This window comes from Serratia sp. PL7 (genome assembly GCF_945957435.1).
In genome coordinates, this window is sequence record NZ_CAMFLB010000005.1 from 383,300 (window position 1) to 406,996 (window position 23,697).

A 23,697-nucleotide genomic window follows, 5' to 3' on the forward strand; every position below is an offset into this window, starting at 1 on the left:
TCATGAAACAGGTAACCTCTTTTCGCTTAATCAAAAGCCTCACGCTTGGCACCGCCATCGCGCTCAGCGCAGCGTCCGTTGCCCACGCAGACGACGTTAATATTAAAACCATGATCCCAGGTGTGCCGCAGATTGATGCCGAGGCTTACATCCTGATTGATTACAACTCCGGTAAAGTGTTGGCGGAATCGAACGCCGACGCACGCCGCGACCCTGCCAGCCTGACCAAAATGATGACCAGCTACGTCATCGGCCAGGCGCTGAAATCCGGCAAAATTGGCCAGGACGATTTGGTTACCGTGGGTCAGGACGCCTGGGCTACCGGCAACCCGGTGTTCAAAGGTTCCTCGCTGATGTTCCTCAAACCAGGCGACCGCGTGCCGGTTTCCAAGCTGACTCGTGGTATCAACCTGCAATCCGGTAACGATGCCTGTGTCGCCATGGCGGACTACGTCGCGGGTAGCCAGGACGCGTTCGTTAACCTGATGAATACCTACGTAAAACAGCTCGGCCTGCAAAATACCCACTTCCAAACCGTGCATGGCCTGGATGCGGAAGGCCAGTTCAGCTCGGCGCGTGATATGGCGTTGATCGGCCAGGCGCTGATCCGCGATGTGCCAGACGAATACGCTATCTATAAAGAAAAAGAGTTCACCTTCAACAATATCCGGCAGTTGAACCGTAACGGTCTGCTGTGGGATACCAGCCTGAACGTCGATGGGATTAAAACCGGCCACACCAACTCGGCGGGTTATAACCTGGTGGCTTCAGCGACGGAAGGCCAGATGCGTCTGATCTCCGCCGTGCTGGGTGGCCGTACCTACAAAGGCCGTGAAACCGAAAGCAAAAAACTGCTGACCTGGGGCTTCCGCTTCTTTGAAACCGTCGCGCCGCTGAAAGCAGGTAAAGAGTTCGCTTCTGAACCCGTTTGGTTCGGCGATGCCGATCGCGTCGAACTGGGCGTAGATAAAGATGCCTACCTGACCATCCCACGTGGCCGGATGAAAGATTTGAAAGCTAGCTACGTACTGAATACCCCGGAAATTCATGCTCCGCTGGCCAAAAACCAGGTGGTTGGTACCATCAATTTCCAACTGGATGGCAAAACCATCGATCAGCGCCCACTGGTGGTGCTGAACGAAGTGAAAGAAGGTGGCTTCTTTGGCCGCATCGTGGATTATATCCGCCTGATGTTCCATCACTGGTTCGGCTAGCCCTTGAATCGGCTGAGTTCGGCCCCATATAACAATTAACACTAACTCCCGCCCCGGCGGGAGTTATAATTTAGAGATACGCCACAGCTGGAGCGCACCCGCATGCAAAAGACTAAACTGAACGAACTGCTCGAATTCCCTTGTACCTTTACCTACAAGGTAATGGGCCTGGCACACCCCGAGCTGGTAGACCAGGTGGTTGAAGTGGTGCAACGCCATGCTCCAGGGGATTACAACCCGCAGGTCAAACCGAGCAGCAAAGGTAACTACCACTCCGTTTCCATCACCATCACCGCCACCCATATCGATCAGGTGGAAACGTTGTATGAAGAGTTGGGCAATATTGAAATTGTCCGTATGGTGCTGTAATTACAGCATAACTCCCTGCCAGCCAACCTGGTTCAGCGCCACTGCTGTCCGGGTTGCCCTGGTTCGTCAGGGATAAATGCTGGTCGCGGACCAGAGCGCCCGGTATAATGTTTTTTACCACTTCTGTAACCTGACGATGCCCCGCTTGCAACACAATAAGATCATTCTCCGTCAGCTAGGGTTGCAGCCCTATGAGCCTGTATCCCAAGCCATGCACAGCTTCACCAATCACCGTGACGAGTCCACGCTAGATGAATTGTGGCTGGTGCAGCATCAAGCCGTGTTCACCCAAGGCCAGGCCGGTAAGGCAGAGCACCTGCTGATGCCAGGCGATATCCCGGTGATCCAAAGCGATCGCGGTGGCCAGGTCACCTATCATGGCCCTGGCCAGCAGGTGCTGTACGTGATGGTGGATCTGAAACGCAATAAAGTGGGAGTACGCCAACTCGTCACGGCCTTGGAAGAGACCGTTATTAATACCCTCGCCCATTTCAAGATCGAATCACGCGCGCGCCCGGATGCGCCCGGCGTATACGTGGGCGAACAAAAGATTTGTTCATTAGGTTTGCGGATCCGCAAAGGTAGCTCATTTCATGGCCTGGCCCTGAATGTCGCCATGGATCTCACCCCTTTCCAACGCATCAACCCCTGCGGTTATGCCGGAATGCAGATGACACAAGTCAGCGCGCTGGCACCAGGTGTCGGGATCGCCGATGTGCATCCCATTCTGGTACAGGAATTTGTTCATTTACTCGGCTACCAGACGGTCGAGCTTCGTAACTGGAACCTGCACGATTATGAGTAAACCGATTCAGATGGAACGCGGCGTTAAGTACCGCGATGCAGACAAAATGGCGTTGATCCCGGTAAAAACGGTTGTCACCGAACGCCAGGAGTTGTTACGCAAACCCGAGTGGATGAAGATCAAGCTGCCCGCCGACTCTACGCGCATTCAAGGCATCAAGGCCGCAATGCGTAAAAACGGCCTGCATTCGGTGTGCGAAGAGGCGTCATGCCCGAACCTGTCTGAGTGCTTTAACCACGGTACCGCTACCTTCATGATCCTGGGGGCCATCTGTACCCGCCGTTGTCCATTCTGCGACGTGGCCCACGGCCGCCCGGTGGCTCCCGATGCCAATGAGCCGGAAAAGCTGGGGCAAACCATTGCCGACATGGCATTGCGCTATGTGGTGATCACTTCGGTTGACCGTGACGATTTACGTGACGGTGGCGCTCAACATTTTGCCGACTGTATTACTGCCATCCGCGCCAAGAGCCCGAACATCAAGATCGAAACCCTGGTGCCAGACTTCCGTGGCCGTATGGATCGTGCGCTAGAAATCCTTACTGCCACGCCACCAGACGTGTTTAACCACAACCTGGAAAACGTGCCGCGTGTTTATCGCCAGGTACGCCCAGGGGCTAATTACGAGTGGTCATTGAAGTTGCTGGAGCGCTTTAAGGAAGCTCACCCCTCTATCCCGACCAAATCAGGCCTGATGGTGGGGTTAGGGGAAACCAATGCGGAAATCGTGGAAGTGATGCGCGATCTGCGTCGTCACGGTGTAACCATGCTGACGCTGGGGCAGTATCTGCAACCAAGCCGTCACCATCTGCCAGTGCAGCGCTATGTCAGCCCGGCGGAGTTTGACGAAATGAAAGAAGAAGCGATGGCAATGGGCTTTACCCATGCTGCCTGCGGCCCGTTTGTGCGCTCGTCCTATCATGCGGACTTGCAGGCCAAAGGGCTGGAAGTGAAGTAACCACGGTAATCTTTTGTTACGTTTCGTCAATGATTAACGCCAAAAAACGGATGTCCTTACGGGCATCCGTTTTTTTATGGCTCAACAGCAGAGGCGGTTAAACGTCTTTCTTTTCGACGCTCTGCTGCGCCGTAGGCGTTTCAGCCGTATTCTGTGCAGGAGGGGTGTCTTCGCCCACCGCTTTTTTGAAGCCTTTCAGCGCCGCCCCCAGATCCGCGCCCAGAGTACGCAGTTTGCTGGTGCCGAACAGCAACACGATCAACACCGCAATTACCAACAGCTTGGTAATACTGATACCTTCCATATTCACCTTCTTTATTCATTTATGGCTGCAGGACGCAGCGCGGGAACAAACTTCGTCTATAGGTATTTAGCGACTTTCTTTCGACTATAACAACAACCAGTTGTAACAAGGTGAGATCTACCCGAGATGTTCTATGCTTAGATTATAGGGCATATTCTTAGCTATTCGCTTTTCCGGCTCCAGACCGGCTGCATAATTCATCACAGGGAAACATGGGATGCCTACAGCTACATCGGCTTTTAACACCCGGCGTGCAGGTCTTAACTTCGCCAGGCGCCTCTACCTGCCACGTATTGTCGGCCTGGGGATTGGTTTCTTGTGCGTACTTACGGCGCTCTATCCAGAGCACCAGCCGACTAGCGTGTGGATCTTGCTGGCAGTGAATGGCTTTATCTGGCCACATATCGCTTATCAATGGTCTATCCGCAGCGAAGCCCCCTACACTACCGAGATCCGCAACCTACTCATCGATGCGCTGTTAGGTGGGATGTGGGTCGCCATCATGGGTTTCAATGCGCTCCCTGCCGTGGTGATCCTGTCAATGATGGGGATGAACAATATCGCCTCCGGTGGGCCGTCTCTGTATTTCAAAGGGCTGATGGCGCAAATTATCGGGGCGCTGGTTACCAGTGCGATACTGGGTTTCACCTTTACACCACAATCCACTCCGCAGCAGGTTTATCTTTGTCTGCCGATGATCTTCATCTACCCAGTCTTCCTTGGCTACGTGACCTACCAAACCGCCAAGAGGCTGGCAGAAAAGCAACAGGAGTTATTGCGTATCAGCACACGTGATGGCTTGACCGGCGTATTTAACCGCCGCCATTGGGAACACCTGCTGCACAATGAGTTTGACAGCTGCCGACGCTATAATCATACGGCTACGCTGATCCTGATGGATATTGACCATTTCAAAAACATCAATGACACCTTTGGCCATGGGCTGGGGGATGAAGCGCTGATCGTTCTGGCGGAAGAGTTGGTGCTAGGGTTGCGGGCGGTGGATATCGTTGGCCGCTACGGCGGTGACGAGTTTGGCGCAGTGTTGCCAAATACCAGTGCCGAACAGGCCAGCCTGGCGCTCAACCGCATTCAGGAGAGTCTGAACGAAGTCGTCTTCCGTGAAGCCCCTGGGTTAAAATTGAATATCAGCGCCGGGATCGCCGATTACCAGCCCGAGATGCCCGGCTACCAGGAGTGGTTGAAGGCCGCCGATATCGCCCTATATCGAGCAAAAAATAATGGCCGCAACAGGCAGGAGCGGGCCGAACATCAATGCCAACCCACTAGTTTATTAAGCTAATAACTTGATTGGTGGATAAGTTGATAACGTAATCAGGTTTTCGTCTGTTCCGCCGCCTAGCCCTCTCCCAAAGCAGAGGAGGACCGTATGTTCCTGCGCCGGGCTACAACACCTGACTGGCTCCCTGCCCTTTTTGGGGAGGGTTGGGGGGAACAGCGATTGCAGAATTGTTAGCAATACCCATCCAGCTAGCAAAACCACAGCGACAGGGTGTAAAATCTGCCGCGCGCGATTGCTTCGTGCCAACAAACGGAGATGACATTCCTCCATAACCGCCTTTCACAGGCTGATGATGTCTACGTAACCTCTCAGAGAGGTGCGTAGGCGCTTGCCTGAACCTTTCTGAGCATCTTCCATCTTTAGAATAGGGTTTATCACCATGTGGAGTTCTTTACTGGCTGTGTTTATTGGCGGTGGTTTGGGTAGCGTATTGCGCTGGGCAGTAAGCCTTAAGCTCAACCCTCTACATCCGCATATTCCATTGGGCACTTTGACCGTAAACCTGGTGGGGGGGTTTATCATCGGGCTGGCTCTGGCGCTGTTTATCCGCATGACGCACATTGATCCGGTTTGGAAACTGCTGATCACTACCGGCTTTTGCGGCGGGCTGACCACCTTCTCTACCTTTTCACTCGAAGTGGTTTATCTGTTGCAGGACGGGCGCGTTGTCTGGGCTATCGCCAATATGCTGCTCAACCTGGTGGGTTCGCTGACGATGACGTTGTTAGCCTTTGTGCTGGTTAGAACGTTGTACGGCCATTAAAGTCTCGGGGCTTAATGTTTTCTTAATCTGCTATCGGGATAATCCTCGCTCAGTATCTTGGGCTGAGTGAGGAATTGAATGTTTAACCTGCCAAAAACCACTACCGAATGGATTGTCACCCTGACGTGCGTGCTGATCGTCCTGGCCTTCATCAAGGTTTACCTGTTCCCTTAACCACTCCCGGCCTGAAAAACAAGCATAAAAAACCCGCTCATGGAGCGGGTTTTAACAATTTTGGCTACTGTAGCTTAGATAGCGATAACGTTAGCAGCAGATGGCCCTTTGGCACCGTTCGTGATTTCAAATTCTACACGCTGGCCTTCAGCAAGAGTTTTGAAACCATTGCTAGCGATGGCAGAGAAGTGAACGAAAACGTCCTTGCTACCATCTTCTGGAGTAATGAAACCGAAACCTTTAGATTCATTAAACCACTTAACGCTACCTTTAATCTTAGACATCAAACTTACCTTTAACGTGAATGTAAGACACAAAATGTGTGTCCAATACAGTACAGCAATTAGACGGGATTTTGTCCACAACACAGATCACATAAAATCGATAAAAAGTGAAAAAGTTGGTTATTTGCCATGTAAATTGATGTCTGCGGTTACCAGTGATGCCCAAGGCAGCCCAATCCGCCAAAAAACCGTTGAGTAACCGATTAACCCTCTCCATGTCCCATTATTGCCCCTCAACCCACCGCTTTTAAGCTTTCGTCATGCTGATGGAACTCCGCCCCCTGTCACTGCACAGCATTACGCGTTATCATTAGCGCTGTTACGAACGACCTGATGAGAATGACCATGAACGGCAAGATAACGACTTTTTTTGAAGACAAAGGCTTCGGTTTTATCACCGACGAGAACGGGGAAAATCGTTATTTTCACGTGATTAAAGTGCAAAACCCAGAGCTGATTAAGAAAAACGCGCTGGTAACCTTTGAGCCAACCAACAATACCAAAGGGCCATCGGCCTATGCGGTAAAGGTACAGGCACCAAGCAAGTACATCACCATCGCCAACGAGAGAATCAAAATCTCCAGCATCAAGTCCTTCGATACCTTCACCAAAGAAGTACCGGTCAAGGTGGAGGTCGATAAAGAGAACACCGTGTTGTCCGTTGGATTACTGATGAACCGAATCCGTCCGCAAGTAGCCGAAGCGCCACAAACCGCCACGGAAACGCTGCGTATGCTGTCAGTTACCACCTTCCAGAACGCGACTCACGTCTTCTCTGAGCATGAAATCGATATCGATGAAACCGTGCAGGCGTTGAAGACTCTATAGCTCCTGAAAACATTCAAAGCTATTTGATGGCACCTGTGTTAGCGTGGGTTTTCACCTGACACAGGTACGCAACATGTCTGAATCCACCAGCGTTAAAGGTTACAATAACCGTACCACTCAAATTGCCTGCCCGAAGTGTGCTTATGTTACCGAACAGCAATGTTCAAAACTGCGTAAACTCAGCACCCTGATTTGCCCAAACTGTGGCACGCAATTCACGCCAAAGCAGGGCTAAAATGCTATTTGAATATGACATGGTTGAGGCTGCTGCCGCTGACCATGTTAAACGATTCGACACAGTTGCGGCCTTGAGACTTGGCGCGATAAAGCGCAATATCCGCCATATTCATCAGCTGTTCCAGTGACTTATTCTCATTCATTGCCAAACTCGCCACGCCCACACTAATTGTGATCCGCAATGGTGCCTTGCCATTGGGGTTTAATTCGGCGCTTTCTATCCGCTGGCGCAAATGTTCCCCCAGGGCCACCGCCTGCGTCCCCAGCGCCCGCGGCAGCATAATGGCAAACTCTTCGCCTCCCAGACGGCCAAATAACTGGTCATGGCGTAGCTCACGCCGCAAAATATGGGCGAATGCCGCCAAAACATGGTCACCAATGGCATGGCCATGGGTATCATTGATCAGTTTGAAGTGATCGATATCGATTAACAACAGCGACACCGCCTCCTTCGTACGCTGCTTCTGTTCCAGCAACTCCCTGCCTTTGCGTGTTAAAGCACTACGCGCCAGTGTACCGGTAAGGAAGTCGTGGTTCGCACTGTGCTCCAGCCGGCGCAGCAGTTTACGGCTAACGGCAATCGAGCTGGATAAAATCAGCGGCCCCATCACCAACATGGCAATCCCCAAACGTGCTGACATCAGGCTATCCATGACCGCCCCTCGCGCTCCTGGTGTTTGATACAGCATCAGATTGGCAGAAATGCTGACAATCTCCGTCACGCCGGTGAGAAACGTCAGCAAGGTGACGGTAAATAAATGATAACGCACGGCGCACCATAGCAGTGCAGGGATGGGGAACGCTATCGCGCCCGGTCCACCGATATACACGCTAAGCACCAACGAGAGCAACAACGCCAGCAAAGGCAGACTGGAACGCCATTGCCAGCCAAACTGCAGGCTCAGCAATTGCTTCAAGCGTGGTGCAGCCAGCAAGACCGGCAGGATTAACAGGTTGGTAGAGAACTGTTCGCTAAACCAGGACATCCAGGCAATGATCAGCGTATTGTTGTATTGACTGTCAGTGCGCAACACCGACAGCGTTGCCGACAGCGCGGCCCCAAGCAGACAGGCGGTAAACATATATAAAATTGCCTGGGGCTTGCCCATACGCCGTTGAGACTTGGGCAGCATCGACATCACGGCATAGCCGGTGGCAATCAGCGCCATATTGCAGGCATTTAGCCAAAGTGCCAGTGGCCAGTTTTCGCCGGTGCTCAGATCGGCGGCGATCATGCCAAGGTAGGTTCCAACCCATCCCAACATCGTCGCATAGCCAGGTTTACGCAGCATCAAGCCAAGCAAAATGGCATTCACTGGCCAAAACAGGGAGAGCGATCCTAACGGGCGAGTAAAAATGCCAAACAAGGAAAGCAGGTAGGCCAGTAAAAATACATTGACCAGCAGAACCGTGGCCGGCAAACGCTGTTTTGCCTGTATTTCTACGCTCATGAAACAACCTGCGAGGCAATAATAACAACACTGACTATAAGCATGCTTTCTTTCCCCAAAAAAAGTTACAACGAACCACAACGCCCATTAAAATGGTCAATTAAATCAATCAAAAACCTTATCTTGTCTTATTAGCTTAATTCGCCGCTGAAAATTTAAAACCCTGTTCGCCAGACTCATCCCTTTAACGAAAGTAGTTGTTAACAGCTTAGTCTAAATTGTTAATGCTACCGAAATAACAAACTATGAGAAATTATAAGGGTATTAAATTAAGACTCTTCTTACTTACGGGTTATTTTCCTGCAACGCTAGCAGAAGCGCAATGAAAAAAGCCCGTAAAGAGCTGCGGGTTGGTTGAAGGTCGACAACTAAATTGACAGTGACAGCGCGGGCCCACAGGCCAGCGTGGGCCGTGATGGTAAAGCAACCTTAAGCAAATCTTAGGTGTAAAAAAGCCCGGCTAGGAACCGGGCATAACGTGACGAAATGCAGTGTTAACCCAAGCGGGCTAATAACCGGCCTATCATACCCCTCAATTGTGCAGAAAAAGTGGATCACACCAAGCTTCCCCCCTCTTTAACCGTCAAGTCGCCACGGGGTCTAACCGCTGCCAGACGGGCTAACGCATTGAACGCGACCGACGCGCAAAAAAAATCCCGCACAAGGCGGGATAAAATCAAAGGGATGGTAATACACTACAGGACTAACACAACATCATCGGGCTGGAATAACATTACCAGCGCGAGTGTATAGAAATGTCATGCCTGGGTAAGGATGATGTGCCAGATGTAACGCCTGATAGAAGCCACTGACAAACCTGCGATTTTCCCTCTGTCAGGACATTATTTGTAACCAATGGCAACAGGTATTTTTGTGGCGTGTGTAGTTGCCGTTAGCCGCTTGCCTAGTGGATTGCTGGCGTTGTACTACAAATCCCTTCACTGCGCCATAGTGCCAAGGTTTATTAATGAGCGATTCCTGTCGTAATAAAAACCAATTTGTAACAACATCATTTTTCTGCAAGAGCTATCTCATGTCTTATCTTGCAGGTTAGTGCTATATTTTTTAAGCACAAACCAACCCTACTTCATGATGAGAAGTATATGAAAAAAAATCGTTTTGGCGTTGCTGCGGCCGTATTGGCTGCGGGTATGTTGTTAGCGGGATGTTCCTCTAAGGTCGCAGAGACTACGCAGTATTCCGGGTTCCTGCAGGACTATAGCAAACTGCAGAAAACTGAAAGCGCCAGTGGGCATCAGGTTTTACGCTGGATCGCCCCAGGTTTTAAAGAGTCGAACTATCGTGGCATCTATATTTCACCGTTGGTATTTTACCCACAGGCAAAACCGAATGCGCGTGTAAGCCAGCAAACGCTGGATCAGATCAGAGAGTACGCCAGCACCTCACTAAGAAATGCCGTTGCACAGCGTACAACCCTGTTGCCTAACCCATCGGGCTCACGCGTACTGGTCGCTAAAGTCGCCATTACTGCGGTAACCGCTGAAAACGAAGGTGTGCAATTCTATGAAGTTGTTCCTGTTGCCGCCGTCATCGCCACCACCATGGCTGCCAGCGGGCACAGAACGCAAGACACCGCGTTATTCATGGAAATCAAGCTGATCGATCAAGATACCGGTAAAACGGTATTGGCCGTAGTCCGTAAAGGCTTGGGTAAAACGGTCAGCAATCAGAATGCCCCAATCACCTTGGCCGACGTGAAGAAAGCCATCGATGATATGGTGACGGATGTTGTGAACTTCCCGAAACAATAAGTTGTGCAGCAAAAGATGGGGAAATGGTTTTCCCCATCTTTACCCCTCCCCCAATTTCTCCGTTTAATATGTGAGTGCCATCACATCACCACCCTGCCGATAAACAAGCTGGGACAAATGTCCCGACCAATATTCTAATATCAGAGCCAGCTTCCAGTTTTACCCCCTTTTTGAGGTTGCCGTCGGACCGGCGTCCTGTCCTTACCTGCCGAGGAACTTTATAGTTAACGCTATGCAGAACGACAAAAAAAACAGTGAATGGTTGAGCGTTGTCGAGTTGGTTACCGGTGATGCCATACTTTACGATCTGCTGAAATATTGCCCGTTGGCTATTTTACGCCGCTGGCAGTTGCAGCAAGTCAGGCCCGGCACGCTGATATGTCAACAGCATGAAATTTGTCATGAATTTCATCTGATAGCGCAGGGGAATGTGGACGTATTTATTCATGCCGACGATGGGCGTAAATATTTACAGGCACGTTATCATGCCGGAGATATGCTGGGTGAGCTCGAGATTTTTGAGCAACGGCCGTATATCTGCTCGGTAGAAGCAACCAGTGAAGTTACATTGCTAACGCTTTCACGCACCGATTTTTGCCACTGGCTGACGGTCGACAATTACTTCAACCAGAAAATAATTCAGTCGTTCAGCAGCCAGTACTATCAGCTATCGAAAAAGGCGGGTGAAGACAGTCTCTATTCATTGCACCAGCGCGTCTGTCATGCGCTGTGGCAAAGCTACCAACACCAGGGAGCCCAAAATGAAGGAGAAATTACCATTAATAAACAACAGCTCAGCGAACAGTTTGCCGTGGCCCCACGCAGTATTAACCGCATCCTGTTTGAACTGCGCGAGCAGCAAATTATTACGGTCAACGGTGAACGGATTGCGGTGATCGACCCAGTCCGGTTACACCAGCAGGCCGGGTTTTAATTTTTGGCCGCAGCGCCAACCAGGATAGCCCTATGACTCAACTACAACCGCACATCCGGCTTAGCCGGCAGATGACACACGCCCATTACGCACTGTTACCGGGCGATCCGCAACGCGTCGAACACGTTGCTCGCTTTCTGGATCAGGTGGAGGATTTTGGCCAAAATCGCGAATACCGGGCGCTGCGCGGTTGGTTTCGTGGTATGGAAGTGCTGGTGATATCCACCGGCATGGGGGGGCCCTCTACCGCTATAGCTGCCGAAGAGCTACATCAGATCGGTGTAGACTGCCTGGTGCGCATTGGCAGCTGCGGCGCAATGCAAGCTGCAATGAAGCTGGGAGATCTGGTGATCGCCAGTGCTGCAGTGCGCGATGAAGGCACCGGCAACGCCTATATTCCCGCGGCCTACCCGGCCAGTGCCGACTGCGGCCTGGTTTATCTGCTACGCCAGCAGGCACAAAAGCTGGGCTACAGAACGCACTGTGGCTATGTGCGTAGCCATGACAGTTTCTACACCGACCGCGAACAGGAGATCACCGATTTTTGGTCGGCCAAAGGTATTCTCGCCGCCGATATGGAAACCGCCCCGCTGATGGTCGTTGGCGCACTGCGTAATATGCGCATTGCCTCTATTCTGAACGTGGTGGTGGAGCATCAGGGCTGCCTGGAACAGAGCATCAACGACTATCAACAGCAGGAACATTCTTGCCAACGTGGCGAGGAACGCGAAATCGTGCTCGCGCTCGAAACGCTGTATCAGGATCATCTTGAGAGGACGCAATAATGGATTTTTTCAGCATCAATAACGTCATGGTCAATATTCCCCTGGGTGAAGGTGGCTATGCGCTGTCATGGATCGAAGCCATAGGTACGGTGTTTGGCCTGCTGTGTATCTGGTTTGCCAGCAAAGAGAAGATTATCAACTACCTGTTTGGTTTGATTAACGTCACGCTGTTTGCCGCTATCTTCTTCCAGATCCAACTGTACGCCAGCCTGCTGTTACAGGTATTTTTCTTCGTCGCCAACCTGTACGGCTGGTATGCCTGGAGCCGTCAGAACGAAAATAATGAAGCCGCACTGAAAATTCGCTGGTTGCCACGGCAAAAGGCCCTCACGCTGCTGGTGGTTTGCGTAGTAGCCATCGGCCTGATGTCGCTGTTTATCGATCCGGTTTTCGCCGTACTGACGCGCGTTGCCATCGGCATTATGCAGGGAATGGGGCTTTCAGTGGTAATGCCAGAACTGCAGCCAGACGCCTTCCCACTGTGGGATTCCACCATGCTGGTACTGTCGATCGCCGCCATGGTGCTGATGACGCGCAAATACGTCGAGAACTGGCTGCTGTGGGTACTGATTGACGTGATCAGCGTAGTGATTTACGCCATCCAGGGGGTTTATGCCATGTCGTTGGAGTATATTTTACTGACGGTGATTGCGCTGATGGGGTCGTTCGCCTGGATCAACAGTGCGCGCCAAAATGGCTCAAAACCGTTGGAACAAGAGACAGCACTCAAGGCAATGCCTTGAAAATGGCGGGTATCCCCCCCATGTAACCTGTGTTGTCTGCCATTTCGGTAGGTCTAGCGAAAGGAAATGAATATGTTAGAGAATTATTTTGGCTCTGGGATCGCTCCAACTGAAGAGCAAAAACGCAGATTACTGGCGGTGCAGGCAGCACTGGAACTGTTGAAGGCAACGCTGTCTGACACCAACGACGGCAACGGTGTCGAATACCAGCTGAAAACGGCAGAAAAACACGTCAGCTCTCTGGCAGATGCCATCCAGGCTGCCGTAGAGAAAAAGTAACGTCCTTGCCTTGCCGACCCCTGCGCAATCCACGTTGTGCGGGGGTTTTTATTGGCTGCTCTCCTCAAAAAAACGGCTTACCTCCCCTCACTGTCTTTATCCGTAATTTATATTTGTGCCAGCACTCACATATTTAACCAGGGAATTTTTGATTCCCATTCACAACATATCCTCTCTTCCTATAGTGTGAAAATCAATCACCAAGAGGGCGATAACTAAAAAATAAAACTTGGATTTGCTTACCAACATTAAATCATGTGCGGCGTAGGTTGCTCATTGGCACGCTATTTTCTGTTTATTATTAAATAAATTAAATTTATTACTTCAAGCACAAATCGTTAGAGAGATTAATGCATCCAGCTCAACTCATTATGTTTTTAAGTGAGTCGCTTTAGTTCGCCTCTTATTTATAAAAATTAAAAAATGACTTACCTTACACAGGATCATAATAATGAAAACAATACCTCTGGCATTACTCCTTCCTGCCCTGCTAGCCACCAGCGCCGTCGAGGCGGTGACGGTCTATAACAGTAAAGGAACACAACTCGATATTTATGGTCGTATCGAGGCACAAACCGGCAATGAATGGACAGATGAACATACCAATGCCACCAATCTGACCGGCCGTCTTGGCTTTGAAGCCAAGCAAAAGCTCGATGAGCAATTCGGCCTGTTTGGCAAGTTGGAATGGCAAGTTAACACTCAGAAGAACGATACCAAGGTCGCCGAAGATAACTGGGATATTCGTTATGGCTATATCGGGATTGACGGTAGGGATCTGGGGAAATTGATGGTTGGGCGTACGCGCAACCCGATGTATCAGTGGATGGGCATTACCGATCGTTACATGAACTACACGGCTAACGTTTACTCCAACTGGGTCGGCTCGCGTATCGACTCCTCCTATCAATGGAACCGTCAGGACGGCACATTACAATATGAATATACGTATGGTGGACTGGACGTTCGCACCGCCTACGTGATGGGTAACGGTGCAAGCGACAGCACCGTTGACGATGGGTATATGGCCAGCCTCGGCTACGCTTTTGAATTCCCGGTGATGGGTACGCCACTAAAAATCAAACCGGTGATTGCCTGGCAGAAAATGACCAAAGACCCCAAAAATACCAGCCTAAGCGGCAACTACACCGATTACACCCAAAAAGGGATTGGCATACGACTCAGCTACGACAAGGCTTATCTTGGTATCAACGTTGGCCGACAAACCTACGAGCAAACCGGCAAGCCAGACAAAGATTATGATGCCTTCGACTCGCTGGCCGAATACTGGTTTACCAGCAAAGTCGCGCTACGTGGCGGCTACTCGCAGTTGATCGAGTCTGAAAATGATTACGCCCACCGCAAACAGTGGATCTCTGAACTGGAATATCGCCTGAAAAAAGATGTACATCTTTCTGCCACCTACATTTACGACGATCGGCAAAGCTACGATTCGGCAGAAAACCTGTGGGTACTAGGGTTACGTTACGAATTTTAATCACTGCGCAAGGATGGAAAACATGAACAATCTTCTCAGTTTATTCGCCGTGTTAGCGTTGAGCGCCGGCGTAAGCCACGCAGCCGCGCTGCCAAAAGAGAGCGGTAGTTTCGATTTCACCGTGCCACAAACCGGCAAGAAGATGGAAGTCTTCAGCTACCAGCCGCCCGGTGCTAATGCCAACACTCCTGTGGTGTTTGTCCTGACCGGGCTGAATCGTAACGCCGATGAGTACCGCGACTCATGGGTAGAAAATGCCAAGAAAAACAAACTTATCGTCATCGCTCCGCTGTTCTCCGAAGCCGATTATCCCGGTAACGACGGCTATAACCTGGGGAATATCGAGAATGCCAAAACCCACCAGGTGAACCCTAAAGGGGAGTGGGCTTTCACGGTCATTGACGATCTGTTTGCCGATATGCAAAAACAGGGGATCACCAAACAACAAGACTATTATTTATTTGGTAACAGTGCTGGCTGCCAGTTTGTTCACCGGATGCTGACCTTTGTCCCTGAGGCCAATGTCAAAGCCGCCATTTGTGCGGCAGCTGGATGGTGGACCATGCCTGATGTGGAAAACCCCTGGCCCTATGGCCTGGACAATGCGCCGGTGAAAGTGACGCAAAAACAGCTGGCCGACTACTTTGCCAAACCCGTGCTGATCACCGTCGGTGAAAAAGATAACGACCCATATCACCCTTTGCTGCGCCGCTCTTATGAAGCCATGGCACAGGGGGATAGCCGGTTAACCCGTGCACAAAGCTATTTCCTGACGGCACAGCAAAAAGCCAAACGCTATAAGGTCGACTTCAACTGGCGCTTTACGACCTTACCCGACGTAGGGCATAGCGGCTCGAAGATGTCTGCCTATGGCGCAGAGCAATTTGCCTGGTTTGAACAGCATGGCGAGTTCAAGGTACAACCGTAACTTGAGGAGAACGCGCTACTGCCAAAGCAAGCGGTAGCGCGGGTCAGAAGGGAATGAGAGATGACACACACTTCTGACAAGGGAATTTTTGATTCCCCTTTTTTCTCCCTTGGGTTTTGTTATTAATGAAGGAAGAAACGGCGTAGAGGGGAAAACTGACATGAACAGAGCGGAATTCACTCAACGTATTGCTGGCATTGATAATCTGACCGAAACGGATCGGCGTATCATCGACTATTTTGACAAACACTTTGAGTCCATCCCCTACAGCAAAGTGATTGATGTTTGCCATGAGATCAACATCGCCAAGTCAACCTTGGGCCGATTTATGATGAAGCTCGGCTTCACCGGTTTTCGTGATTTCAAAGAGTCCACCATCGAGCCTGAGCAGCGCAGAAACATCTCCCCCATAGAACGTTTCGACAACAGCAAAAACAGAAAAAACGGCATCGAATTCATTGAAAAACACTGCGGTGAGATCACCGATAATATCAGCAATACGTTGAAAAACATCAATCGCCAGCATTTGGAGAAAACCATCGCGCTGATTTGCGATCCGGAAAAAAGGCTGTATGTGATTGGCAGCGCAACGGCACATGCCTTGGCCGAGTATTTTTACCTGCTTGGCCGCTATATCAAAAAAGACATTGTGCTGCTGGATGCCAATATTGCCAATTTACCGCATAAATTAATCGACTCAAGAAAAGGCGATGTGCTATTGGCGATTTCTTATTATCGTTTTTCCAGTGTGACGACAAGGTTGATAAAATGGTTTTATCAACATCGTGGCGATACCATCGTCATCACCGATAATGCCGTCAATCCGTTCAGCCACTTCGCCACGGCGATGTTGCTGATGGAGAGCCAGCATAGCGGGCTGTTCAGCAGCCGCAGCGCTGGCTTCGTATTAATCGAGGCGCTGGTTAATTATATGGGCGAAGTGAAAAGCAACGAATTAAACGAGAACTTCAACGTCATGGAGTCGTTATTCGAGGCATTTAACGTTTTCAATAAATAACACCAACACCAGGCAGTATGAATATTCATCAATCATCTTTATAGCCCTGTTGCTTTAGGGCTACGCATTGACTTACCAGAATGCCATGTAGCAATCCATCTCTGGCGTTTATTTAATGAAAAGAGGCTTTATCATGAGCAGTGAAAACAGCGCAATCCCTGTTTGCCCTGAGCAGCAAATTCTACGTACCTCACAGGGGAATTTATCTTTCCGCGCCGGCGGTGAGGGCGAAACCCTGATCTTTTTACACGGTATTCTGGGCAGCTCAAAAGCCTGGCCATTCCAGTTTGCCGCCTTTTCTCCCCACTACCGCGTCATGGCCTGGGATGCACCGGGTTATGCCGACTCCGCGCTGGTTCCGGCCGAGATCGACGCTTTTGTGCTGATGCTGCATGAGTGGGTGCAACACTGCGGGGCAGAGAAAGTCTCCCTCGTCGGGCATTCAATGGGCGGCACCGTTGCCAGCCGCTACGCCGCCCGCTACCCAGAGCGGGTAAAAAATCTGGTGTTGTCCTGCACCCATCCCGGCTATGGCGCGCCAGAGTCGGCCCCAAGCTCGGAAAAGCTGGAAAAAAGGCTGAAAGAGCTCGCCGAAATTGGCCGCGAAGCCTACGGCAAAAACCGCGCACGTGATCTACTGCCGTTCCCAGATGTGCCCGCTGCGGTGCTGGACTATGCGGCAGAAATTGCGGCAGGCACCAACCTGGAAGGCCTGAGGCGTGCGACTCGCATGTTGCAGTTGGCCGACAACCGCCCGCTACTGCCCCAGCTCAATATGCCAACGCTGATCCTTACCGGTGAAAAAGACGCCGTGGTGCAGCCGCAACTGAAAGCCGATCTGCTCGCGCTGGTGCCCTATTCCCAACATATCGAGATGCCCGGTATGGGCCATGCGCCTTATTTCCAGGCTCCGGATTATTACAACACGCTATTGCATGAGTTTTTTGCCAAACACTCATAAGGGGACATGATGACTGGATTTATCATCGGGATGATCGTTACCGTATTGGCGGCCTGGTTTATTATCAAAAACTACCAGCCGCAAACCGTGTTACTGCTGGCGGGGCTGAGCCTGCTGCTGATCACGGCGGTGTTCTTTCCCGATCAATCGATATTGTATGGCAAAGCCAAATCCATCGGCTGGGTTGGCGGGGATATTTTCGCCTTCGTGAAAGAGTCTTTGACCACCCAGGTAGCGGGCATCGGTTTGATCATTATGGCGGCGGGCGGTTTTGCCGATTATATGGATCACATCAAAGCGTCGAACTCGATGGTGAATCTGTGCATCAAACCCTTGCAGATGATCAAGGCTCCTTACCTGATCCTGGCTATCGGCTACGTATTATCCCAGTTGCTGCACGTGGCGATTTCCAGCGCGGCCGGTCTGGCGATGCTGCTTTTGGTCACCTTCTTCCCGGTGTTGGTGCGGCTTGGTGTCAGTAAAGCCGCCGCCGCCTCGATGATTGGCATGTCGGCATTTATGGATCTCGGCCCGGCGGTGGGCACCGCCAACCTGGCAGCCAAACATGCCGGTATGGAAACCGCAGTCTACTTTGCCCACTACCAACTGCCGGTCGCCACCGGCGTGATGCTGGCGGTCGCGGTACTGATCTTCTTCACCGCACGCTACTTTGACGCCAAAGACGGGCATATCGTCACCCAACAGCAGGTGGAACAGCCAACCAGCGAAGATACAGTCAAGGTACCGGCATTCTACGCTTTCCTGCCGGTGTTCCCGGTGATACTGGTCATCGTTTTCAGCCCGCTGGTGATTAGCAGCATCAAGATTGACGTGGTGACAGCGATGATTATCGGCACCCTGTTGGCATTTTTCTGCGAATTGCTGGTACGGAGGGATTTCAAAACCGCCTGCAAGGGCATCCAAGTGTTCTTCAAAGGCATGGGTACCATGTTTACCAGCATCGTTTCCCTGTTAGTGTGTGCCGACGTTTTCGCCCAGGGCTTGCAGATCATCGGGGCCGTTGACTTCATTATCCACACCGTCCAGGCCGCGGGCTTTGGCTTTGGCAATATGACGATAGTGATGGCCCTGCTGGTCTGCGTGACCGCGGCGCTGACCGGCTCCGGCGTGGCGGCGTTCTTCTCCTTCTCCGGGCTGGCTCCTGGTATTGCCGCCAAGTTTGGCGAAAGCGCCGTCAGCATGATCCTGCCAATGCAACTGATGGCCGGGATGGGAAGATCGATTTCCCCGGTGGCCGGGGTAATCATTGCCGTCAGCAAGGCCGGTGAATGCTCACCATTTATGATTGTCCGCCGAACGCTGATCCCTGCTGCGGGTGGGATGGTCACCATGCTGGTGCTAAACGGGATCTTGAATTAACGCCCTGTTAAAACTCGGGCAGGGAAATCTCTGCCCTATCATCAGACCCACGCCAATAGTCCATTATTTAACCAACCCCCGTTCTTTTCTGAAATGTGCTACCGCCTCTATATCGCCTGGTAATCCCACTGTACACTGCCTGAAAATCGCCCTTAATCCGGGTAGGGATGCCGTTTTATTAACAAGGAGTGTTGATATCATGTTCTCAAAGATCATGTTTATTCTGTTTGCCGCCGCCGTCATCCTAGTGATCATTAACTGGGGACGGCTCTGGGAATTCATTCGTCCAATGGTGTGATGTAACATAACCCCGCTCCTAGCGAAAACGAGCGGGCAATTCACTGGGCTTTATCGATGGTGCAGTTCCATTGCTGGTTCACCACGCTCTGATTAGCGACAATCTGTAACGACAGTGCAGCATCCTGAGTATGAGTGATGCTGTATTCAAGTACCACATCGTCCAGATTACTGGCGGTCCGCTCAACCTTGAACAAAGCCGAGCCATGCTCGATGTTCAGCAAGCTGGCCAGTTTGGCATCGCAGATCACCGGTAAATAACGTTCCGTTGCCTTGGTTGGAGAATAACCGAACGTTTCCCGTAGCTGTTCATACAGCGGGCTGCCTCCGTCTACATGGCTCAGATCGTTATACACCCGGCCATTCAAGTGGGTGATCGAATGGCCCACCACTTTCTTCCCCTGCATGAACAACCGCTCAAGACGCATCAGTTGGTGGCCTAAATCCAGATGCATCCGCTCAGCCACTTCTTGATCGGCCATGGTTGATAACAGGGAAAGGATCTCGACTTCCACCGGTATAGCCGAATTAAAGCTCAGCAGGACATCTGGAAGATCGGTGTAGTGTTTATGCAACGCATCACGATTGATGAAGGTCCCTTTGCCCTGCTCCCGATGCACCATGCCAATACTGGCCAGCGAATCGATCGCTTGCTTGATGGTACCGCGAGCGACCTTAAACTCATCGGCAAGCAGTAATTCGCCGGGGAGTTTATCGTCATAGGTAAAAGTGATGATCCGTTGCAGGATAATGCCTTTTATCCTGAGATACAGTGGCAGTCCATCCGACTCAAACATACTGATGCTCCGCTCAGAGGTAGTGTATTTGGCTCCTGTAAGCGTCAAGTATATCCTGATTTATCTGCTGATTGCCGTCTATGTTTGCGCTTGCCAGGATCGGCGGCGTGCGCTGTTTCTGCTGCATCAGTTCACAGATCCGCAGTACCAGACTGTTAGCAATAGTCGCCCCCATAATGGTCGAGAGCGGTGCTGCTTTCTGGGCCAATCCCGGCAGGCTGACGGCGGCATCGCCATACTCGCATTGGTTATCAATGGTGATATCAGCGATATCCACCAACAGCTTGCCGCTGGAGTGCCGGGATATCACCCGAGCAGCGGTGGCCAGACTGGTGATGGCGATCACCTTAGCGCCAGCCGCCCGAGCGGCCAGCGCGACATCGATGGTTATGGCATTGCGGCCAGAAACCGAGTGGATCAGCAACGTATCCCCCGCTTGCAGCGGCGATTGCTCGATCAACACCCGCCCCAGGCCCTCAACGTTTTCCACCGCGCTGGTCAGAGTTAATGGTCGAACATTGAGCATCAGTGCAGGGGTAAATAGAGGATTAACGATAGCCAAGCCACCGGCCCGGTAGCTCATCTCCTCAGCCAGGATACCCGCATGGCTGGCGCCGAAAACGAACAGGTCCCTCTCGGCCAGCACCGTGTCTGCCATCATCTGCGCCGCACGGTTGATCGTGTCGGGTTGCGATTCCAACTGGGCCAACTTCTGCCGGATTTGTTCATAATATTGGGTCAACGCTTTGCTCATAGCCTTCCCTCTCAACATCAGAATGTTAGCAGCCTGGTCAATGCCGCGATCAGCGGTGCCAGCACAAACATATCGCTGTCGCCGGCCCACAGAGCGGTGTCGGGAATGGTGCCGCTGATGAAATAACTGACACAGAAATATTGTCCCCAGGCCACGACGGTCGAGGTAATAAATCCGGCCAACAGCGCCCCTTTATAGCCGCCGGTGATATTGCCAAACACTCCTGCCGTACCCGCATGGAAGAAAATCACGATCATGCTGGGGATAAACACGTAACCGGTATAGCGGCCGATCAGGGTGAGCCACAACAACGAGCCAATAAAGGCCCCGACGAAGCCTAACACCACCGCATTGGGGGCAAAGTTGAACAGAATGGGGCAATCAAGCGCAGGTTTGGCTCCGGGCACCAGGCGTGAACCGATGCCGTTAAACGCTGGCACCATTTCACCGATGAACATCCGCACGCCGAGCAACACCACTGCAATGCCACCGGTAAACATCAGTGACTGTTTCAGCGCATAGATGTAGAAACTCAGGTCGCCAGACTGCGCCAGGATTTCAGCCGCTTTCGGCGTGCCTTTGATTTGCAGAATAAAGGTCCCGATAAAGAACAGCAGCGACATGGTCAATGCAGTCACCACGTTAGAATCCCGCAAAAAGCCGAGTTTTTTCGGTACCTTGATATCTTCAGAGCTGATTTTATTAGCCGCGAAAATCTGACCAAACAACGCCCCCAGCAAAGCGACGGAGGCGGAGGTGTGCCCCAATGCCACGTTGTCATTGCCGGTGATCTTGCGCACCCAAGGTTGCACCAGAGCGGGTTGCAACGTCCAGTAAAGCCCCATGATCACCGTCAGCATTAACGTCAGTTGCAGGCCGGAAATGGCAGGATTGCTGTTGACCATCACCCCGGCAAAAATCATCGTGGTCCAGAACATCATGTGGCCAGTCAGATAGATATATTTAAAGCGAGTCAGCCGAGCCAGCAGCAGGTTAAGCGCAAACCCACCAGCGATGGCGATAGTCACGCTGCTACCATAGCGTTCGGAGAAATGTACCTGGCCGATAATGTTCGTCAGATTCATCGAGCTCAGGCCAAACACTTCCGTCCAGATAGGCTGGAAAATCAACAGGGCCGAGACGATAATCCCCGCCCCTGCCCCGATAATCAGAAATCCTAAAATGCCTTTCAAGGTGCCAGAGACAATATCCGCCAGCGGCTTGCCTTGTAGCACCAGGCCCAGCAACACAATCAGGCCGATTAAAATGGACGCTTCCCCAAAAATATTGACCGTGATCCAGCGCAACACCCCCAGAAATTCGCTCATGGCTATTCCCCCTGCTTAATAATGCCGGCCTGTTCCAGCGCCAGGGCAATCTCTTTGCTGTCGATATAGTTATTGACGACCGCTACCGGGCAAGAGAGGTGTTGCAGGTTATCCACCAGCTCGGCATTGGTGATCACCAGATCGGCACTGGCCGAAGCCGCCGAAGAGACATCCATATGTTCCACCGAAGCCTGGATCCCATGCTGTTTTAGCACGGCTTCCACGTTCATTTTTAATATCAGGCTCGATCCCATGCCTAAACCGCATACCGTCAGAATTTTCATTAGTATTCGCTCCGAGTTGAACCTTCAAAATCGCTACCCTGGGAATTTCAAATGACAACCAAACCGCGAGCAAAGTTACCCCGCGCCGGCTATCAGTTGATAAAGCTGCTCAGGGTCACGGGAATTCATTAGGGTATGCAGGTTATTTTCGTCTGACAGCAGAGTGACAATATGCTGGATTAGCTGAATATGCCGCTCGCTGCTGGTCGCTGATAGCCCCAGTAAAACCTGTACCGGATCGTTTTCTGTGTGACCAAACGCTACCGGCTCACGCAGCCGTACCAAACTCAACTGCGCCTTAATCGCCCCTTGCTCTGGGCGGGCATGTGGCATGGCCAATCCAGGGGCAATCACAAAATAGGGGCCAAACTCCCGGTAGCTGGCCACCATCGCCTCAACATATTCCTGGCTGCAAGCACCAGACAGGCAAAGTGCCTGACCCGCCGCCTGAATGGCATCTACGGCAGTACTGGCCGGGTTATCAATGAGTATTGCCTGGCGAACGATCATCAGTGCCTCCTGCAGCTAAAAGTTGACGAATGGAAGCCAGAGTTGTCTGCAAGGAGTGCTGCACCAGTGCCTGCCCTTTCTCCTCACTGGCGCAGCCAGGATCGCCGAGTACCGCATAGTCGGAAAACTCCGTCCAGTGCACCGGCTGATAGCGGAAATTCTCTGGGAATTCTGGGTAATGCGAACGTGCCAGCGTCATCTCGACGTGTTCGGGGGCCAATGCCAGCATCAGTGAGGTTTCAATCTCGTCCGCATGCATATAGCCGGGATAGGCAATGGCAGAGGTTCTTAACCGCTGGGCGCAGCTGTCCATCCCAGCCCAGCTATAGCTTAGCAACGTGATGCCCTCCTCCTTCAACTGCCTGGCGGCGGCTTTGATGGCATCAAAATTGCCGTAGTGTGCATTGATTACCGCAGTGGTGGTAATCGCGTAACCGGCCATATTGCGTGCCAGCGAGAGCAACAATTGCGTCAGCAGATCGTTACCAATATCGATCGCTCCTGCGTGCCCACGCAGTGACCATACCTGGCTGTAGGACACCACAGGCAGGCTTAGCGCTGCCTCCCCCAATTGTTCATCCAGCAAGGCGCAAAATCGCTCGGCCAATAAATTATCGGTATCCAACGGCAGGTGGTCGCCATGAGGCTCCACCGCGCCCAGCGGCAGCAAGGCAATCTGCGCTTTCGCCAAAGCCTGCCTGGCCTGTTGCTCATTCAACTCATGCAGTTTCATGAAGCC

At 51.7% G+C, this 23,697-nt stretch carries 27 protein-coding genes and 1 riboswitch; of the genes, 18 read left to right on the plus strand and 9 right to left on the minus strand.

Features of this window, described 5'->3' with window-relative positions:
• Positions 1 to 2 precede the first annotated feature (2 nt).
• The 4 genes from dacA (at position 3) to lipA (ending at position 3,346) form a co-directional block, all read left to right on the plus strand.
• Positions 3 to 1,214: a D-alanyl-D-alanine carboxypeptidase DacA gene (gene dacA / locus N6G83_RS24140; protein ID WP_021180009.1), complete on the plus strand. Its 1,212-nt coding sequence runs from the start codon at positions 3 to 5 to the stop codon at positions 1,212 to 1,214.
• Between the two features lie 102 nt (positions 1,215 to 1,316).
• Positions 1,317 to 1,583 (plus strand): DUF493 family protein YbeD, encoded by a 267-nt coding sequence (ybeD, locus tag N6G83_RS24145; RefSeq protein WP_021180010.1) that lies wholly within the window; start codon positions 1,317 to 1,319, stop codon positions 1,581 to 1,583.
• Between the two features lie 136 nt (positions 1,584 to 1,719).
• A complete protein-coding gene (gene lipB, locus N6G83_RS24150; RefSeq protein ID WP_024483206.1) occupies positions 1,720 to 2,388 on the plus strand; it encodes a lipoyl(octanoyl) transferase LipB in 669 nt (222 codons plus the stop codon).
• Positions 2,381 to 3,346: a lipoyl synthase gene (lipA, locus tag N6G83_RS24155; RefSeq protein WP_074027919.1), complete on the plus strand. Its 966-nt coding sequence runs from the start codon at positions 2,381 to 2,383 to the stop codon at positions 3,344 to 3,346. The genes lipB and lipA overlap by 8 nt, the downstream gene beginning before the upstream one ends.
• A gap of 97 nt (positions 3,347 to 3,443) precedes the next feature.
• Here the strand turns inward: lipA and tatA are convergent, their stop codons facing one another.
• Positions 3,444 to 3,650 (minus strand): Sec-independent protein translocase subunit TatA, encoded by a 207-nt coding sequence (gene tatA, locus N6G83_RS24160; RefSeq protein WP_024530804.1) that lies wholly within the window; start codon positions 3,648 to 3,650, stop codon positions 3,444 to 3,446.
• 217 nt (positions 3,651 to 3,867) lie between these two features.
• Between tatA and adrA the strand changes: the two genes are divergently transcribed.
• Together adrA and crcB are read left to right on the plus strand one after the other, a co-directional pair.
• The gene (gene adrA, locus N6G83_RS24165; RefSeq protein WP_074027918.1) at positions 3,868 to 4,953 is read left to right on the plus strand and encodes a diguanylate cyclase AdrA; all 1,086 of its coding nucleotides are present in this window, start codon (positions 3,868 to 3,870) and stop codon (positions 4,951 to 4,953) included.
• Between the two features lie 242 nt (positions 4,954 to 5,195).
• Positions 5,196 to 5,259: riboswitch (Fluoride riboswitch) on the plus strand.
• Between the two features lie 73 nt (positions 5,260 to 5,332).
• On the plus strand, positions 5,333 to 5,716 hold the full coding sequence (gene crcB, locus N6G83_RS24170; RefSeq protein ID WP_211134805.1) for a fluoride efflux transporter CrcB: 384 nt from the start codon (positions 5,333 to 5,335) through the stop codon (positions 5,714 to 5,716).
• 248 nt (positions 5,717 to 5,964) lie between these two features.
• Here the strand turns inward: crcB and cspE are convergent, their stop codons facing one another.
• Positions 5,965 to 6,174 (minus strand): transcription antiterminator/RNA stability regulator CspE, encoded by a 210-nt coding sequence (gene cspE / locus N6G83_RS24175; RefSeq protein ID WP_002210315.1) that lies wholly within the window; start codon positions 6,172 to 6,174, stop codon positions 5,965 to 5,967.
• Positions 6,175 to 6,519: 345 nt separating this feature from the next.
• Between cspE and N6G83_RS24180 the strand changes: the two genes are divergently transcribed.
• A complete protein-coding gene (locus tag N6G83_RS24180; protein ID WP_024484952.1) occupies positions 6,520 to 7,002 on the plus strand; it encodes a cold-shock protein in 483 nt (160 codons plus the stop codon).
• A 73-nt stretch (positions 7,003 to 7,075) separates the two neighbouring features.
• Positions 7,076 to 7,237, plus strand: a complete 162-nt coding sequence (locus tag N6G83_RS24185) for a YnfU family zinc-binding protein (protein ID WP_178380872.1) — start codon at positions 7,076 to 7,078, stop codon at positions 7,235 to 7,237.
• A gap of 4 nt (positions 7,238 to 7,241) precedes the next feature.
• On the opposite strand, the gene N6G83_RS24190 is transcribed toward N6G83_RS24185, so the two are convergent.
• Positions 7,242 to 8,690, minus strand: coding sequence for a GGDEF domain-containing protein (locus N6G83_RS24190; protein ID WP_211134806.1), 1,449 nt, complete (start codon positions 8,688 to 8,690; stop codon positions 7,242 to 7,244).
• A 1,103-nt stretch (positions 8,691 to 9,793) separates the two neighbouring features.
• Here N6G83_RS24190 and N6G83_RS24195 point away from each other — a divergent pair.
• From N6G83_RS24195 to dcuC, 10 genes are all read left to right on the plus strand, one after another.
• Positions 9,794 to 10,462, plus strand: coding sequence for a DUF3313 domain-containing protein (locus N6G83_RS24195; RefSeq protein WP_211134807.1), 669 nt, complete (start codon positions 9,794 to 9,796; stop codon positions 10,460 to 10,462).
• Between the two features lie 232 nt (positions 10,463 to 10,694).
• Complete coding sequence (locus N6G83_RS24200; RefSeq protein ID WP_024530799.1) at positions 10,695 to 11,396, plus strand: Crp/Fnr family transcriptional regulator; 702 nt, start codon at positions 10,695 to 10,697, stop codon at positions 11,394 to 11,396.
• Positions 11,397 to 11,428: 32 nt separating this feature from the next.
• The gene (locus N6G83_RS24205) at positions 11,429 to 12,181 is read left to right on the plus strand and encodes a nucleoside phosphorylase (RefSeq protein WP_024530798.1); all 753 of its coding nucleotides are present in this window, start codon (positions 11,429 to 11,431) and stop codon (positions 12,179 to 12,181) included.
• Positions 12,181 to 12,924, plus strand: coding sequence for a nicotinamide riboside transporter PnuC (gene pnuC, locus N6G83_RS24210; RefSeq protein ID WP_024530797.1), 744 nt, complete (start codon positions 12,181 to 12,183; stop codon positions 12,922 to 12,924). Before N6G83_RS24205 ends, pnuC begins: the two co-directional genes overlap by 1 nt.
• Positions 12,925 to 12,996: 72 nt before the next feature.
• On the plus strand, positions 12,997 to 13,203 hold the full coding sequence (locus N6G83_RS24215; protein WP_021180021.1) for a hypothetical protein: 207 nt from the start codon (positions 12,997 to 12,999) through the stop codon (positions 13,201 to 13,203).
• A gap of 451 nt (positions 13,204 to 13,654) precedes the next feature.
• Positions 13,655 to 14,701, plus strand: coding sequence for a porin (locus tag N6G83_RS24220; protein WP_024530796.1), 1,047 nt, complete (start codon positions 13,655 to 13,657; stop codon positions 14,699 to 14,701).
• Between the two features lie 22 nt (positions 14,702 to 14,723).
• Positions 14,724 to 15,629: a hypothetical protein gene (locus N6G83_RS24225; RefSeq protein ID WP_248006598.1), complete on the plus strand. Its 906-nt coding sequence runs from the start codon at positions 14,724 to 14,726 to the stop codon at positions 15,627 to 15,629.
• 160 nt (positions 15,630 to 15,789) lie between these two features.
• Positions 15,790 to 16,647, plus strand: a complete 858-nt coding sequence (locus N6G83_RS24230; RefSeq protein ID WP_024530794.1) for a MurR/RpiR family transcriptional regulator — start codon at positions 15,790 to 15,792, stop codon at positions 16,645 to 16,647.
• A gap of 133 nt (positions 16,648 to 16,780) precedes the next feature.
• Entirely contained in the window at positions 16,781 to 17,608 is an 828-nt protein-coding gene (locus N6G83_RS24235; protein WP_211134808.1) for an alpha/beta fold hydrolase, read from the plus strand.
• Positions 17,609 to 17,617: 9 nt separating this feature from the next.
• The gene (dcuC, locus tag N6G83_RS24240) at positions 17,618 to 18,988 is read left to right on the plus strand and encodes a C4-dicarboxylate transporter DcuC (RefSeq protein ID WP_024530792.1); all 1,371 of its coding nucleotides are present in this window, start codon (positions 17,618 to 17,620) and stop codon (positions 18,986 to 18,988) included.
• Positions 18,989 to 19,326: 338 nt separating this feature from the next.
• Here the strand turns inward: dcuC and N6G83_RS24245 are convergent, their stop codons facing one another.
• From N6G83_RS24245 to N6G83_RS24270, 6 genes are all read right to left on the minus strand, one after another.
• Positions 19,327 to 20,082 carry a GntR family transcriptional regulator gene (locus tag N6G83_RS24245; RefSeq protein ID WP_211134809.1) on the minus strand — a complete coding sequence of 252 codons (756 nt, stop codon included), beginning with the start codon at positions 20,080 to 20,082 and terminating at the stop codon, positions 19,327 to 19,329.
• Between the two features lie 13 nt (positions 20,083 to 20,095).
• Positions 20,096 to 20,836, minus strand: a complete 741-nt coding sequence (locus N6G83_RS24250) for a sugar isomerase domain-containing protein (protein ID WP_211134810.1) — start codon at positions 20,834 to 20,836, stop codon at positions 20,096 to 20,098.
• A gap of 17 nt (positions 20,837 to 20,853) precedes the next feature.
• Entirely contained in the window at positions 20,854 to 22,164 is a 1,311-nt protein-coding gene (locus N6G83_RS24255; protein ID WP_024530789.1) for a PTS ascorbate transporter subunit IIC, read from the minus strand.
• A gap of 2 nt (positions 22,165 to 22,166) precedes the next feature.
• Positions 22,167 to 22,448 carry a PTS sugar transporter subunit IIB gene (locus N6G83_RS24260; RefSeq protein ID WP_024530788.1) on the minus strand — a complete coding sequence of 94 codons (282 nt, stop codon included), beginning with the start codon at positions 22,446 to 22,448 and terminating at the stop codon, positions 22,167 to 22,169.
• A gap of 75 nt (positions 22,449 to 22,523) precedes the next feature.
• On the minus strand, positions 22,524 to 22,958 hold the full coding sequence (locus tag N6G83_RS24265) for a PTS sugar transporter subunit IIA (protein WP_024530787.1): 435 nt from the start codon (positions 22,956 to 22,958) through the stop codon (positions 22,524 to 22,526).
• A complete protein-coding gene (locus N6G83_RS24270; protein ID WP_074027902.1) occupies positions 22,930 to 23,691 on the minus strand; it encodes a creatininase family protein in 762 nt (253 codons plus the stop codon). Before N6G83_RS24270 ends, N6G83_RS24265 begins: the two co-directional genes overlap by 29 nt.
• Positions 23,692 to 23,697: the final 6 nt, after the last annotated feature.

Excerpts from the sequence above, each read along its gene's own strand:
- N6G83_RS24260 (WP_024530788.1), bottom strand. The coding sequence starts at position 22,448 with ATGAAAATTCTGACGGTATGCGGTTTAGGCATGGGATCGAGCCTGATA.
- adrA (WP_074027918.1), top strand. The coding sequence starts at position 3,868 with ATGCCTACAGCTACATCGGCTTTTAACACCCGGCGTGCAGGTCTTAAC.
- N6G83_RS24220 (WP_024530796.1), top strand. The coding sequence starts at position 13,655 with ATGAAAACAATACCTCTGGCATTACTCCTTCCTGCCCTGCTAGCCACC.
- N6G83_RS24270 (WP_074027902.1), bottom strand. The coding sequence starts at position 23,691 with ATGAAACTGCATGAGTTGAATGAGCAACAGGCCAGGCAGGCTTTGGCG.
- pnuC (WP_024530797.1), top strand. The coding sequence starts at position 12,181 with ATGGATTTTTTCAGCATCAATAACGTCATGGTCAATATTCCCCTGGGT.
- N6G83_RS24235 (WP_211134808.1), top strand. The coding sequence starts at position 16,781 with ATGAGCAGTGAAAACAGCGCAATCCCTGTTTGCCCTGAGCAGCAAATT.
- lipB (WP_024483206.1), top strand. The coding sequence starts at position 1,720 with ATGCCCCGCTTGCAACACAATAAGATCATTCTCCGTCAGCTAGGGTTG.
- N6G83_RS24265 (WP_024530787.1), bottom strand. The coding sequence starts at position 22,958 with ATGATCGTTCGCCAGGCAATACTCATTGATAACCCGGCCAGTACTGCC.
- N6G83_RS24225 (WP_248006598.1), top strand. The coding sequence starts at position 14,724 with ATGAACAATCTTCTCAGTTTATTCGCCGTGTTAGCGTTGAGCGCCGGC.
- N6G83_RS24200 (WP_024530799.1), top strand. The coding sequence starts at position 10,695 with ATGCAGAACGACAAAAAAAACAGTGAATGGTTGAGCGTTGTCGAGTTG.
- N6G83_RS24230 (WP_024530794.1), top strand. The coding sequence starts at position 15,790 with ATGAACAGAGCGGAATTCACTCAACGTATTGCTGGCATTGATAATCTG.
- crcB (WP_211134805.1), top strand. The coding sequence starts at position 5,333 with ATGTGGAGTTCTTTACTGGCTGTGTTTATTGGCGGTGGTTTGGGTAGC.
- ybeD (WP_021180010.1), top strand. The coding sequence starts at position 1,317 with ATGCAAAAGACTAAACTGAACGAACTGCTCGAATTCCCTTGTACCTTT.
- N6G83_RS24190 (WP_211134806.1), bottom strand. The coding sequence starts at position 8,690 with ATGAGCGTAGAAATACAGGCAAAACAGCGTTTGCCGGCCACGGTTCTG.
- N6G83_RS24215 (WP_021180021.1), top strand. The coding sequence starts at position 12,997 with ATGTTAGAGAATTATTTTGGCTCTGGGATCGCTCCAACTGAAGAGCAA.
- N6G83_RS24205 (WP_024530798.1), top strand. The coding sequence starts at position 11,429 with ATGACTCAACTACAACCGCACATCCGGCTTAGCCGGCAGATGACACAC.
- lipA (WP_074027919.1), top strand. The coding sequence starts at position 2,381 with ATGAGTAAACCGATTCAGATGGAACGCGGCGTTAAGTACCGCGATGCA.
- N6G83_RS24195 (WP_211134807.1), top strand. The coding sequence starts at position 9,794 with ATGAAAAAAAATCGTTTTGGCGTTGCTGCGGCCGTATTGGCTGCGGGT.
- cspE (WP_002210315.1), bottom strand. The coding sequence starts at position 6,174 with ATGTCTAAGATTAAAGGTAGCGTTAAGTGGTTTAATGAATCTAAAGGT.
- tatA (WP_024530804.1), bottom strand. The coding sequence starts at position 3,650 with ATGGAAGGTATCAGTATTACCAAGCTGTTGGTAATTGCGGTGTTGATC.
- N6G83_RS24250 (WP_211134810.1), bottom strand. The coding sequence starts at position 20,836 with ATGAGCAAAGCGTTGACCCAATATTATGAACAAATCCGGCAGAAGTTG.
- dcuC (WP_024530792.1), top strand. The coding sequence starts at position 17,618 with ATGACTGGATTTATCATCGGGATGATCGTTACCGTATTGGCGGCCTGG.
- dacA (WP_021180009.1), top strand. The coding sequence starts at position 3 with ATGAAACAGGTAACCTCTTTTCGCTTAATCAAAAGCCTCACGCTTGGC.
- N6G83_RS24245 (WP_211134809.1), bottom strand. The coding sequence starts at position 20,082 with ATGTTTGAGTCGGATGGACTGCCACTGTATCTCAGGATAAAAGGCATT.
- N6G83_RS24180 (WP_024484952.1), top strand. The coding sequence starts at position 6,520 with ATGAACGGCAAGATAACGACTTTTTTTGAAGACAAAGGCTTCGGTTTT.
- N6G83_RS24255 (WP_024530789.1), bottom strand. The coding sequence starts at position 22,164 with ATGAGCGAATTTCTGGGGGTGTTGCGCTGGATCACGGTCAATATTTTT.
- N6G83_RS24185 (WP_178380872.1), top strand. The coding sequence starts at position 7,076 with ATGTCTGAATCCACCAGCGTTAAAGGTTACAATAACCGTACCACTCAA.